General features: G+C 74.2%; 9 protein-coding genes and 1 pseudogene. 4 read left to right on the top strand and 6 right to left on the bottom strand.

The genetic code is table 11. The features are described from left to right. A partial coding sequence (locus ABZY91_RS39355) for a cupin domain-containing protein (protein ID WP_355408734.1) occupies positions 1 to 671 on the bottom strand: 671 nt, incomplete at its 3' end. A 196-nt stretch (positions 672 to 867) separates the two neighbouring features. On the opposite strand from ABZY91_RS39355, the gene ABZY91_RS39350 reads away from it, so the two are divergent. Then, positions 868 to 1,782 carry an MBL fold metallo-hydrolase gene (locus ABZY91_RS39350; RefSeq protein WP_355408732.1) on the top strand — a complete coding sequence of 305 codons (915 nt, stop codon included), beginning with the start codon at positions 868 to 870 and terminating at the stop codon, positions 1,780 to 1,782. Between the two features lie 88 nt (positions 1,783 to 1,870). Here ABZY91_RS39350 and ABZY91_RS39345 read toward each other — a convergent pair whose 3' ends face one another. Then, positions 1,871 to 2,710 (bottom strand): hypothetical protein, encoded by an 840-nt coding sequence (locus ABZY91_RS39345; protein WP_355408730.1) that lies wholly within the window; start codon positions 2,708 to 2,710, stop codon positions 1,871 to 1,873. A 134-nt stretch (positions 2,711 to 2,844) separates the two neighbouring features. Further along, positions 2,845 to 3,630 carry an NAD(P)-dependent oxidoreductase gene (locus ABZY91_RS39340; protein WP_329875631.1) on the bottom strand — a complete coding sequence of 262 codons (786 nt, stop codon included), beginning with the start codon at positions 3,628 to 3,630 and terminating at the stop codon, positions 2,845 to 2,847. 71 nt (positions 3,631 to 3,701) lie between these two features. Here ABZY91_RS39340 and ABZY91_RS39335 point away from each other — a divergent pair, with 71 nt between their 5' ends. Next, complete coding sequence (locus ABZY91_RS39335) at positions 3,702 to 4,598, top strand: LysR substrate-binding domain-containing protein (RefSeq protein ID WP_355408728.1); 897 nt, start codon at positions 3,702 to 3,704, stop codon at positions 4,596 to 4,598. A 465-nt stretch (positions 4,599 to 5,063) separates the two neighbouring features. After that, on the top strand, positions 5,064 to 8,960 hold the full coding sequence (locus ABZY91_RS39330; RefSeq protein WP_355408726.1) for an amino acid adenylation domain-containing protein: 3,897 nt from the start codon (positions 5,064 to 5,066) through the stop codon (positions 8,958 to 8,960). 188 nt (positions 8,961 to 9,148) lie between these two features. Here ABZY91_RS39330 and ABZY91_RS39325 read toward each other — a convergent pair. The 3 genes and pseudogenes from ABZY91_RS39325 to ABZY91_RS39315 all read right to left on the bottom strand — a co-directional run. Continuing rightward, a pseudogene (locus tag ABZY91_RS39325) lies at positions 9,149 to 9,487 on the bottom strand (metalloregulator ArsR/SmtB family transcription factor); the annotation flags it as partial. Continuing rightward, positions 9,484 to 9,927, bottom strand: coding sequence for an SRPBCC domain-containing protein (locus ABZY91_RS39320; RefSeq protein ID WP_329875623.1), 444 nt, complete (start codon positions 9,925 to 9,927; stop codon positions 9,484 to 9,486). The pseudogene ABZY91_RS39325 and the gene ABZY91_RS39320, both read right to left, overlap by 4 nt. A 103-nt stretch (positions 9,928 to 10,030) precedes the next feature. Then, the gene (locus tag ABZY91_RS39315) at positions 10,031 to 10,405 is read right to left on the bottom strand and encodes a hypothetical protein (RefSeq protein WP_355408724.1); all 375 of its coding nucleotides are present in this window, start codon (positions 10,403 to 10,405) and stop codon (positions 10,031 to 10,033) included. 362 nt (positions 10,406 to 10,767) lie between these two features. On the opposite strand from ABZY91_RS39315, the gene ABZY91_RS39310 reads away from it, so the two are divergent. Further along, the gene (locus tag ABZY91_RS39310; protein WP_355408723.1) at positions 10,768 to 12,420 is read left to right on the top strand and encodes a ubiquinol-cytochrome c reductase cytochrome b subunit; all 1,653 of its coding nucleotides are present in this window, start codon (positions 10,768 to 10,770) and stop codon (positions 12,418 to 12,420) included. Positions 12,421 to 12,520 lie beyond the last annotated feature (100 nt).

Here is a 12,520-nt window from a genome sequence, read left to right as displayed (position 1 = left end):
GCCGGACCGTCCTGCGCCCCGGCTCCGCCCCCGTCGACCGCACCACCCGCACCACCCGCACCGGCGCCGGGCGGCCCGGCCAGCCAGGCGCGCACCATGTAGACCAGCAGCAGGTCGATCAGGCTCGGCACGGCCAGCGCCGCACCGGCCTCGTCGGCGGCCAGCTCTCCCCCCAACAGGTCCACGGCCGAGCGCAGTTGCGGGTGGCCGCCGACCCGGTTCGCCAGGTGGACGACGTCCGGGAGTTCCAGCATCAGCGGGTGCGTCCGGCTGTGCTCCAGGCGGTACTTGCCGCAGAGCAGCTCGACCGCCGCCCCCGCCCCGGAGCCGGGGGCGGACTCGTACGAGGCGGCGGGGCCGAGCGGCGGCACCGGCCGTCCGGGGCCGAGCAGCCGGTCGATCGGTACCGCCCGCGCCGCCTCGGCCGGCTCCAGCGGCGCGCTCGCGAGGACGTGGCCGGTTCCGTGCGGCAGCAGCACCGCGTCACCGGCGCCCAGGGCCACCGGCGCGCCACCGTCGGGCAGCAGCCAGCAAGCGCCCTCCAGCACCACGTGGAACCCGGCCCCGTCGTACGGGGGGATCCGGGTGGACCACGGTCCGACGACCCGCAGCCGGACCGAGGAGGGCCGGCCGATGCGCACGGCCGCGATCGCGTCGCTCACCACGTCCATCCGGTCATCCTACGGTGGCCGGCCACGCACCTGTGAGCCGATCACGTATCCGACTGATCCTCTGAAGCATTGAGACGCTCATCCGCTGCCTCCTAGGCTCGACACCGGCGGCGCACGGAAGCGGCGCCCCACGACCCAACCGCACAGCTGTACAGGTGCACGACCACACGGGTGCACAACGACACGGGGAGGAACCATGGAGCGGATCGTGCTCGGCGACGCCGAGATCATCAGGGTGGTCGAGTGGGAGGGGCCGTTCGTCCCGGCGCAGAGGATCGTGCCCGGCCTGCCGGCCGGGGAGTGGGAGCGGAACGCGGACTGGCTGGCCCCCGACCACTGGGACCGGGCCGGGGACGACTACCGGGGGGCGCTCCAGACCTGGGTGGTCCGCCACGGCGGTCGGACCGTCCTGGTCGACACCAGCGTCGGGGACGGTCGGCAGCGCCCGCACAGCCCGCACTTCCACGACCGGCGGAGCGACTTCCTCGACCGTCTGGAAGCGGCCGGGGTCCGTCCGGAGGACGTCGACGTGGTGGTCAACACCCACCTGCACGCCGATCACGTCGGCTGGAACACCGTCGCCCGGGACGGCGAGTGGGTCCCCGCCTTCCCCAACGCCACCTACTACCTGCCGGCCGCGGACCACGCCGCGATCGATCCGGACGGGCCGGAGTCGGGACCGGCCCCGGCGGGCGCCGACGCCCGGGTCTGGCGGGAGGAACGGCGGCTGATGTTCGCCGACAGCATCGCGCCGGTCGTCCGCTCCGGGCAGGCCGTGCTCTGGGAGGGCGGTCACCGGCTCGACGAGGCACTCACCCTGGAGCCCGCGCCGGGTCACACCCCCGGCTCGTCGGTGCTGCGGCTCGCCTCACGCGGGGAGCGGGCGGTGTTCGTCGGCGATCTGCTGCACAGCCCGGTGCAGTTGCTCCATCCGGCCTGCAACAGCTGCTTCTGCGAGGACCCGGCCCGGGCCGCCGCCAGCCGGCAGCGGGTGCTGCAACGCGCCGCCGACACGAGGGAACTCGTGGTCCCCGCCCACTTCGCGGGCGCGGGCGCCGTCGAAGTACGGCGTGCGGGAAGCGGATTCGCGGTCTCCCGTTGGGCCGCCTGACCGGCCCGGGACCAACCGGGCTCCGCGAGCAGCAGCGGCGTCTCCCCCGCGGCACCGCCGTCCGGGAACCGCCGCTCGCCCCGAACGGCTACGGCCGCTCGAAGTACTGCACCACTCCGCCGGCCGAGAAGCACAGCGCGCCCGCGAAGGTCCCCCAGTTCGCGATGTCGGTGTTGACCGGGCTCCCGGTCTCCGGACGGGTGAACGCCGCCACCGCCGAGAGCAGGAAGAGCACGGACCCGATCTGGTTGACCAGCACGATCCACCACCCGATGCCGCGCGCGTGCACGCACCAGCGGCCGTGGCAGACCTCGACCAGCGCGAGGTGTCCCGAGATCAGGAACAGCACGCACCCCACCATGTCCGGGGCCCAGACCAGCCGGTCCGCCTGCCGGACCGAGAGGCCCTGGAGGAAGGAGTCCAGCAGGTTCACACCGAACACCAGGGTCCCGGCGAACAGGACGAACGTGCTGAGCCAGTCGATCCGCTGAGGTTCGTAGCTCCACCAGCGCCAGGCCCGGGTGACCGGTGCATCCGTCCCACCGGAGCGGCGCGGGGCATTGACCGCCTGGAGCAGCGAGGCGTAGCCGCCGGTGTTGAAGAACAGGCCTCCCACGAAGAAGACCGAGGCGATCGCCGTCGGGCCGACGTCGGTGACCGCCGCGAGGAGGGCGCCGAGCGCGAACAGCCCGCCACCGATCACGAACGCGACGGCGGCGACGGTGTTGAGTGTGCGCAGGCGGTGCAGTGCCCGGCCGTCCGCACGGTGCGGCGCACCCTCGGCTCCCGACTCTGCCAGCGCCCTGAACACGCCGCGTTTGCGGGCCGGCCGGGATTCCCAGACCGCCAGGCCGCCCTCGGCCTTGCGCCAGGTGACCCGGGTCGTGAACGGTCCAGCGCCCTCGGCGCGCTCGTCGCGGCGAACCATGGCACGAGCCTAGACCGGAGCGGGCCGTCACCCGCCCTGCGCGGCAAGGTGTGTCCCGACCGGGGTGCGGGAGGAACCACCGGCCTGCCTCCCCGGCCCGGCCACCCGTCCGGCGGGCCGGGTGGCCGGGCTTGTCAGCCGGCCCGGACCGCGTCCACCCAGCGGGCGAGGTCCTGTTCGGCGAGTTCGGGGTGGTCGAGCAGCCGCTCGCGCACGGCGGTCAGGACGGGCCCGCCACCGGCCAGCGCTAGGTCCTTGGCGGCCAGCCGGACCGGGAAGTCGGCGTCGTCGGAGCGGGCCCGGCCGACCGCACCACCGAGCGGTCCGCTCGCCAGCGCGCCCAGGGCCAGTTCCTCCGGGAGGCCGAGCGAGTCGGCCAGGGCGAGTGCCTCCGCCACCACCGCGACTCCCCCGATCACCGCGCCGATCACCACCAGCTTCAGCGCCGCGCCCGACCCGGGACCGCCGCAGTGCACCACCGAACCGAGCGTCTCCAGTACCGGCCGGACCCGGTCGAGGTCGGCGGGCTCCCCGCCCGCCAGCACGGTCAGCCCGCCCGACGCGGCCGGGCCGACGCTGCCGAGCACCGGCGCGTCCACCAGCCCCACGCCGTCCGGCAGTCGTCCGCGCAGGGCGGCCACCGCCGCCGGACCGACGGAGGACATCTCGGTCCAGATCGTGTCGGGCACCAGTTCCCCCACGAACCGCTCGGCCACCGCCGCCAGCGCCTCCGGGTCGGACAGCATCGTGACGACGACGCCCGCCCCGCGCACCGCCTCCGCCGGATCGGCGGCCTCCGGGAGCCCCTCGGCCCTCCCGGGCGTGCGGTTCCACACCGTCAACGGGTAACCGGCGGCGGCGAGTCGGCGGGCCATCGGTCGACCCATCCGGCCGAGGCCGAGAAATGCGATCTTCTCCATGGCCTCCACGCTAGGAACCATCGAGCCAGGCGACAAGCGAATGTCTCGCATGGTAGCCATGCGGAATGGACATGGCCTGGCTCGAAGTCTTCCGCACCGCCGCCCGACTGGGCTCGTTCACCGCCGCCGGCGAGCGGCTGGGGTTCACCCAGTCCGCGATATCCCGTCAGATCTCCACCCTGGAGGCCGAGTTCGGTGCGCCGCTCTTCGACCGACTGGCCCGGGGCGTGCGACTCACCGAGCACGGACGCACCCTGCTGCCGCACGCCGAGGCGCTGCTGGAGCGGCTGGACGGCACTCGCCGCGACCTGGCGGCGCTCACCGAGCTGAACCTCGGCAGGCTGCGGGTCGGCGCGTTCGACAGCGCCAACGCGGCGCTGGTCCCGGACGCGCTGGCAGCCTTCCGGGCCGCGCACCCGCTGGTCGGGGTCTCGCTCACCGAGGGGCTCTCGTCCGCCCTGCTGGACCGGCTCCGGGACGGCGCGATCGACCTCGCGCTGGTCTCCGCCTATCCCGAACACCCCTACGACACCGAGCTGTTCGACCTCCGCCCGCTGGTCGACGATCCGGTCCTGGTGGCTCTTCCACCGGACCACGCGCTGGCGGGCCGCGCGTCGGTGCAGCTGGCCGAGCTCGCCGGGGAGCACTGGATCGCCGCCAGTCGGCGGGCCGAGTCGACCCTGCTGGCCGCCTGCGTGCGCAGCGGCTTCCGGCCGCGGATCGAGTACGAGGTGGCCGGGTGGCCCGCCAAACTCGGCCTGGTGGCCGTCGGGTTGGGTGTCACCCTGATCCCCGCCCTGGCCGCCCGCGCCGCCCGGCCGGACGTCGCCCTCGTCCCGCTCCACCCGGACGACACGCCCGTCCGCCTGGTCCGCACCGCCACCCTCAGGGACCGGTCGGTCCCGCCGGCGGTCACCGCCTTCCTCGGCCACCTCGCCGCGGCGGCGGAGCCCACCGCCCGGGGCTGACCGGCCGACCCGGACCGGAGCCCCGGCCGGGGTCCTGCGCTCCGGTCGGCGGCGCAAGGTCGGCAGGGGGCCGGTCCCCGCGCCGCCGTCCAGCGGCAGAGCGCCCGCTCCGCGGTGCCGACCAGGACTTCGACCACCTCCTCGACCGGCAGGGCGCGGCCGGTCCGGAGCCGGCGGACACCGGACACCAGACACCAGACACCGGACGGCGAGCGGGCGAGCAGGGCCGGGGCAGGGGCCGGAGCAGGGCCGGGGCACCGGTCCCGGCGCGGGGCCGGAGGCCCGGGACGGGGGCGGGCGGAACCGGGCCCTGCCCGGGCCGGTGCCCGACACGGGCCGGGCACCGGATCGGGCCAGGAGGCGACCGCTGCCCCAGGCGTCCGGGACGGCGGGCGGCGGACCTTGGAAGCCACGCCCGGCCCGCGCCGGGCGCACCGATCCGCACCCACCCACGGGAACCCCCTCATGACCGCACAGTCCGCCCTGTCCGCCGCCCTCCTCGACGCCCGCCGCTCCGTCTGCCTGCCCGACCTGCTCCGCGCGCAGGTGGCCGCCCGGCCCGACGCCACGGCCGTGACCGGCGACGGCGGCCGGCTCAGCTACCGCGAGCTCGGCGAGGCCGCCGACGCCCTCGGGGCCCACCTGCACCAGCTGGGTGCGGGCGCCGACGACTGCGTCGGCCTGTACACCGAACCGTCCCTGGAGCTGATGACCGGCGCCTGGGGCATCCTCTGCGCGGGCGCCGCCTACCTGCCGCTCTCCCCGGAGTACCCGGAGGAGCGGATCCGCTACATGATCGAGTCCAGTGGCACCAGGGTGATCGTCGCTCAGGACCACCTGCGGCACCGGCTGGCCGGGCTGGCCCCGCCGGGCGTCCGGATCGTCACACCCGCCGATCTCCGCGAGGCCGCCGGCACGCACCCCATCCCGCACCAGAGCCGGGGACCCGGCGACCCGGCCCCCGGCCCGACCCCGGACGCGCTGGCGTACGTCATCTACACCTCCGGCAGCACCGGCCGGCCCAAGGGCGTGATGATCGAGCACCACAGCATCGTGTCGCAGCTGCGCTGGCTGACCGACGCCGGCCACCTCGGCCCGGACACCACCGTGCTGCAGAAGACGCCGATGAGCTTCGACGCCGCGCAGTGGGAGATCCTCGCGCCCGCCGCCGGCGCCCACGTCGTGATGGGGGCGCCGGGCGTCTACCGGGATCCGGACGGGCTGATCGACGCGGTGCTGGAGCACGGCGTGACCGCCCTCCAGTGCGTCCCCACCCTGCTCCAGGCGCTGCTGGACACCGAGCGGTTGCCCGGCTGCACCACGCTGCGCGCGGTCTACTCGGGCGGCGAGGCGCTCTCCGTCCGGCTCGCCCGGGCCCTCACCGCCGAGCTGCCCCGGGCCTCGCTGGTCAACTTGTACGGGCCGACCGAGTGCACCATCAACGCGACCGCCCACCGGGTCGACCCGGAGGCCCTCGGCGAGGGCTCGGGTTCGGTGCCGATCGGCCTGCCGGTCGACCGCACCCGCTGCTTCGTGCTGGACGCGGAGCTGGCCCCGGTGGAGGTCGGCGCCACCGGCGAGCTGTACGTCGGCGGCGTCCAGCTGGCCCGCGGCTACCTGAACCGGCCCGACCTGACGGCGGAACGGTTCGTCGCCTCGCCGTACCTCCCGGGCGAGCGGCTGTACCGCACCGGCGACCTCGCCCAGTGGAACCCGGACGGCACCCTGCAGTGCGCCGGCCGGACGGACAGCCAGGTCAAGCTGCGCGGGTACCGCGTCGAGCTGGACGAGATCGCACTCGCGATCGAGGACCACACCTGGGTGCGCCGGGCCGCCGCCGTGGTGACCGACGACGCGCGGACGGGACACCGGAACCTGGTGGCCTGCGTGGAGCTGAACCCCAAGGAGGCGGCCCTGATGGACCAGGGCAGCCACGGCGGGCACCACCGGTCCAAGGCGAGCAAGCTCCAGGTGAAGGCGCAGCTGTCGAACCCGGGTCTGCGGAGCCCGGGTCAGCTGGCCGGCCGGCCGGTGGTCGGGCTTCCGGGGCGGCAGGAGAGCGGACGGCAGCGCCGGGAGGCGTTCGCCCGCAAGACCTACCGGTTCTTCGAGGGCGGCCCGGTGACCCGCGACGACCTGCTGGCCCTGCTCGCCGCCCCGCACCCGGCGGACCGGCCGGACCACCACCGGACCGCCCGCCGGGACGGCGGCGTGACCCTGGCCGAGCTGGGCGGGATCCTGCGGTGGTTCGGACAGTTCCACAGCGAGGAGCGGCTGCTGCCGAAGTACGCGTACGCCTCCCCCGGCGCGCTGTACGCCACCCAGCTGTACCTGGAGACGAACGACTCCGAGGGCCTGGCCGCGGGCGTCCACTACTACCACCCGGTCGAGCACACCCTGGTCCGGGTCGGCGACGCGGCCGACGGCGCCGCGCCCCTGGCCCTGCACTTCCTCGGCCGGCGCAGCGCGATCGAGCCGGTGTACCGGAACAACATCCAGGAGGTGCTGGAGTTCGAGACCGGGCACATGCTCGGTGTCCTGGAGGAGGTGCTGCCCGCGTACGGGCTGGCGGTGCGGCCGCTCGGTCACGAGCCGGCCGTCCGACGGCGGCTGGACGTCGCCGACGAGGACCTCTACCTGGGCAGCTTCACGGTCGTCCCGGAGGACGGTCGGCCGTACCGGGACGACACCGAGCTCTACGTCCAGGCCCGGCCGGGCCGGGTCGAGGGCCTTCCGGCCGGCACCCACCGGTACGAGGACGGCGGGCTGACGCTGATCTCGGACGAGCTGGTGGAGGCCCGGCACGTCATCGCGATCAACCAGCAGGTGTACCGGCGGGCGGACTTCGGCATCTCGGCGGTGAGCCGGGCGGCGGAGCCGTGGCTGGAGTACATCGGCCTGGGCACCCGGCTGCACCACCTGCAGCGCAACGGACTCGGCTTCGGGTTCATGTCCTCGGGCTACAGCTCCAGGACCGGGCACCCGCTGCCGGCCGCCCGGCGGCTGGACGCCGTCCTCGCGTCGTGCGGGATCGCGCCCGGGCCGTCGTACTTCTTCCTCGGCGGGCGGGTCAGTGGCGAGCAGATCCGCAGCGAGGGCATGCGGGAGGACGCCGTGCACATGAAGGGCCCGGCGGAGATGATCCGGGACGAGCTGGCCGCCGCGCTGCCCGACTACATGGTCCCCAACCGGGTGCTGGTCCTGGACGAGCTGCCGCTCACCGCCAACGGGAAGGTCGACGTCAGGGCCCTCGCCGCCGGCGAGCAGGTCCGGGACGCCGGAACGGGCGCGCCGTTCGTGGCGCCGTCGACGCCGACCGAGCGCCGGCTCGCCGAGGTCTGGGGCGCCGCGCTGAAGTACGAGACCGTCTCACTGGCCGACGAGTTCTTCGCCGCGGGCGGGAACTCGCTGATCGCCGTGGCGCTGGTCAACCGGGTCAACCGGGAGTTCGGCACCCGGCTGCCGCTCCAGGTGCTGTTCGAGAGCCCGGGACTGGCCGACCTCGCGGAGCGGATCGACCGCTCCGGCGCCGCCGGCGGTTCCGGCGGGCCGGCCTCCCGGCTGGTGCCGCTGCACCGCGGGGGCGCCGGTGACCCGGTGTTCTGCTGGCCGGGTCTGGGCGGCTACCCGATGAACCTGCGGCCGCTCGCCGGCCGGGCGGGCCGGCCGTTCTACGGCGTGCAGACGTACGGCATCAACCCCGGGGAGACGCCGTACCCGACGATCCGGCAGATGGCCGCCGCCGACGTGGCGGAGATCCTCCGGATCCGCCCGGAGGGTCCGTACACCCTGTGGGGGTACTCCTTCGGCGCCCGGGTCGCCTTCGAGGCCGCGTGGCAGCTGGAGCAGGCGGGCCGGCGGGTGGACGACCTGCTGCTGATCTGCCCGGGCAACCCGGAGCTGCGGAAGGCCGGCGGCGAGCGGTACGGACGCGAGTACTCCTACCGCAACCCGGCGTACCTGACCATCCTGTACTCGGTGTTCGCGGGCTCGATCAGCGGGCCGGGGCTGGACCGGTGCCTGGCCGAGGTCCGGGACGAGGACGGCTTCGCCGCCTTCGTCCACGGGCTGATGCCGGAGCTGGACGAGGAGGTCGTCCGCCGGATCGCCCGGATCGTCGGGGAGACCTACGAGTTCGACTACAGCTTCCGCGAGCTGGCCGAGCGGCGGCTGTCGGCGCCGGTGACCGTGTTCAAGGCCACCGGTGACGACTACTCGTTCATCGAGGGGAGCTCCGGCTACTCGGCGACGGCGCCGACGGTGATCGAGCTGGCCGGCGACCACTACGGCGTGCTGAAGGAGCACGGCGTCGGCGAGCTGGTGGCCGCGGTCCGGTCCCGGTCCGGGGGCCCGAACCGCTGACCCGCCGTTTCCCGTCCCGGCCGGGACGGGACGGGACGGGACGGGACGGTACCGGCCGGGCGGGGCGGGGTGGTTCAGCCGCGGGTCCGGTCCGGCGGCTGCGGCTGCGGCTCCGACACCGGCCCCGCGCCTCCCGGCCCTCCCGCGTCCGTCCCGGCGGACTCGGCGGCCACCGTGGCCTCGGCGGACTCGGCGGACTCCGCCAACAGCTTGATCCGCGCCAGCCGCCGGTCCCAGTCCGCCGCGAGCGAGGCCATCCACCGCGCGGTCGCGTCCAGCGCCTCGGGCCGGACGGCGTAGCGGACCTCGCGGCCGGCCCGACGGCCGGTGACCAGCCCGGCGGTGTCCAGGACGGCGAGGTGCTTGACCACGGCCTGCCGGGTGACGGGCAGTCGCCCGGCGAGCGTGGTCGCGGTCGCCTCGCCCTGGGCGGCGAGCAGGTCGAGCAGCCGGCGCCGGGTCGGGTCCGCCAGCGCGCCGAGCACGCCGTCGACGACCTCGGCGCCGCCGCTCCGCCGCTCCGTCACGCCGACCGCTGCTCGGCCCGCGTGCGGAGCGCGTCGAACACCTGGGGCCAGCCGCCGCTGTTGTCCCGGACGGCCTGGCTCCGCCGCTCCTCGGAGACGGCCAGGGCCGCGAACCCGCTCTCGACGACCCGAAGGCGGGTCTTGTCGCCCTCCTCGGTCAGGGTGAACTCCACCAGCGTGGTGTTGTCCTCGCGCAGTTCCTCGCCGGGGAACGCGCTGGCCCAGCGGTAGGCCAGGTAGGTCGGCGGCTCGACCTTCTCCACCCGCACGGGGAAGTCCCCGTACTCGGCGCTCCGCGCCACGGTCGACTCGCCCTCGCGCGCCACCGTGCCGGCCACGCTCTGCGCGTCCACCCAGAACCCGGGCTGGGCCACCAGTGCCCAGACCCGGTCCAGGGGGGCCGCGATCAGGGTCTCGCGCTCGATCCGGTCCTCGCTCATGGGATGCTCCTCCGTCGTCACCAGTGAATGCAACCCCATGGTTGCACCTGGCCCCGCCCGGGCGCAACCGGAGAGTTGCGCCCGGGCGGCGGAGTCGCACCGGTCAGCCCCACCACTGCTCCGGAACGGCGACCTCGTCGCGGGCCGGCCCGGCCGGGGCCTCGACGGCCCGCGCGGGGCCGGCGGTGACCAGCAGCTCGTCCCGCCCGGTCGCGGCCACCTGGTAGCCGGACTCCCGCAGGACCACGGCGACCGCACCGGTGACCGCCGCCCTGATCCCCTCGACCGGCGGCGGGTCGACCCGCTCCACCTCGCCGGACCCGCCCGCCCCGTCGGCCGGGTCAACCGGCCGCCAGTCCACTACCACCCCCTGGGGGCGGTGACCGATCCGCAGGCCCGACGGCCCCCGTCCGGTGTCGAACCCGGCCCGGGCCAGGTCGGTCGTCACGTCCTCGAAGAGTTCCCGGTGATCCACCATTGGCGCAGCGTAGGCCCGCCGCCACGCCCTCCCCGGGCACGGCGCGCACCAAACGCTCCGGCGCCCCGGCACAGCACCCGGGCGCAGCATCCCGGCCGCCGGAGGCGACGGGGGACCCTCGGGCGAGCCGACACGAGCGGCCGGACGGGCCGATGGACGTGCACAGTCGGCGCGGTGCCGACAGCATGTCAGAGTAAGCGCTCCATCACTTTGAGCAACGGGGGCGGCGGGTCGGCGGATCCGCGCGCCGGCGTACCCGGCTCCCCCGCATCGAGAGGTCCGATGATCACATCACTCCGCCGGCCGGCAGCTCAGCGGCCGGGCGTCCAGGACGTTCCGCAGCGGACACCGGGGAGCCCGTCGTGAGAGCCGGTCAGCAGCCGGGCCCGGCACCGGCCACCAGCACCCGCGCGGCACCGGCCAACAAGGTCGAGGCGTTCGCCGACTGGGCCGACGGGCGGCTCGGCATCTACGCCCTGTCCAGGTCCAACCTGCGCAAGATCTTCCCGGACCACTGGTCCTTCATGCTGGGCGAGATCTGCCTCTACACCTTCATCATCATCATCCTGACCGGTGTCTGGCTGACGCTGTTCTTCATCCCGTCGATGGGCGAGGTCATCTACGAGGGCTCGTACGTGCCCCTCAGGGGCGTCCCGATGTCGGAGGCCTTCGCCTCGACGATGGAGATCAGCTTCGACCTCCGCGGCGGCCTGCTGATCCGGCAGATCCACCACTGGGCCGCCATCGTCTTCGTCGCGGCCATGTTCGTGCACATGATGCGCGTCTTCTTCACCGGGGCGTTCCGCAAGCCGCGCGAGATCAACTGGATGTTCGGCGCGCTGCTGCTGTTCCTCGGCATGTTCGACGGCTTCATGGGCTACTCGCTGCCCGACGACCTGCTCTCCGGCACCGGCATCCGGTTCATGGAGGGCGCGATCCTCGCCGTGCCGATCGTCGGCACGTACCTCCAGTTCTTCATCTTCGGCGGCGAGTTCCCGGGCGTGGTCATCATCCCGCGGCTGTTCACCGTGCACATCCTGCTGATCCCGGGGATCATGCTGGGGCTGCTGGTGGCCCACCTGATCCTGGTCTTCTACCACAAGCACACCCAGTTCGCCGGGCCCGGCCGGACCAACAGGAACGTCGTCGGGATGCCGCTGATGCCGGTCTACATGGCCAAGGCCGGCGGCTTCTTCTTCCTGGTGTTCGGCGTCATCTCTGCCATGGCGGCGATCGCCACCGTCAACCCGATCTGGGCGTACGGCCCCTACCGGCCCGACCAGGTGTCCACGGACGCCCAGCCCGACTGGTACATGGGCTTCTCCGAGGGCCTGATCCGGATCATGCCGGGCTGGGAGATCGGACTCTGGGGCCACACCCTGAACCTGGGTGTCTTCGTACCGCTGATGATCTTCCCGCTGGTGCTGGTGGCGATCTGGTCCTACCCCTTCCTGGAGGCCTGGATCACCGGCGACCGGCGCGAGCACCACATCGCCGACCGGCCGCGCAACGCCCCGGTGCGCACCGCCTTCGGGGCCGCCTGGATCAGCCTCTACCTGGTCCTGCTGGCCGGCGGCGGCAACGACCTGCTGGCCACCCACTTCCACCTGTCGATCAACTCGATCACCAACGCGGTGCGGATCGCGTTCTTCGTGGCGCCGGTCGTGGTCTTCGTCATCACCAAGCGGTGGTGCCTGGGCCTCCAGCGACGGGACCGGGAGAAGGTGCTGCACGGGCGCGAGACCGGCGTCATCAAGCGCCTCCAGCACGGCGAGTTCGTCGAGGTGCACGCGCCGCTGCCGCCCGGACGGCTGTACACGCTCACCTCGCACGACCAGCCGCAGCCCGTCGAGCTGCCGGCCGAGGTGGACGAGAACGGGGTGGCCCGCAGGACCGGGCTGCTGACGCGCACCCGCGCCAAGCTCTCCCGCGGCTTCTACGGCGGGGGCGGCCAGATCGCCAAGCCGACCGCCGAGGAGCACGAGGAGATCACCAGCGGCCACGGGCACCACTGACCCGGACGCCCCCTCGCGGAGCGGCCGTTCGACCAGTCGCATGTCGTTGAAGCAGCAGTAGGGGTGGACCTCGGTGCCGCGCTCGCGGGCGATCCCGGCG

It is taken from the genome of Kitasatospora sp. NPDC002965, assembly GCF_040611255.1.
GTDB lineage: Bacteria > Actinomycetota > Actinomycetes > Streptomycetales > Streptomycetaceae > Kitasatospora.
The sequence above is the reverse complement of the archived record's forward strand: the minus strand, read 5'-3'. Positions and strand labels throughout refer to the sequence as shown.

Coding starts and splice junctions, on each gene's coding strand:
- ABZY91_RS39345 (WP_355408730.1), bottom strand. CDS start 2,710: ATGGTTCGCCGCGACGAGCGCGCCGAGGGCGCTGGACCGTTCACGACC.
- ABZY91_RS39320 (WP_329875623.1), bottom strand. CDS start 9,927: ATGAGCGAGGACCGGATCGAGCGCGAGACCCTGATCGCGGCCCCCCTG.
- ABZY91_RS39335 (WP_355408728.1), top strand. CDS start 3,702: ATGGCCTGGCTCGAAGTCTTCCGCACCGCCGCCCGACTGGGCTCGTTC.
- ABZY91_RS39315 (WP_355408724.1), bottom strand. CDS start 10,405: ATGGTGGATCACCGGGAACTCTTCGAGGACGTGACGACCGACCTGGCC.
- ABZY91_RS39350 (WP_355408732.1), top strand. CDS start 868: ATGGAGCGGATCGTGCTCGGCGACGCCGAGATCATCAGGGTGGTCGAG.
- ABZY91_RS39340 (WP_329875631.1), bottom strand. CDS start 3,630: ATGGAGAAGATCGCATTTCTCGGCCTCGGCCGGATGGGTCGACCGATG.
- ABZY91_RS39330 (WP_355408726.1), top strand. CDS start 5,064: ATGACCGCACAGTCCGCCCTGTCCGCCGCCCTCCTCGACGCCCGCCGC.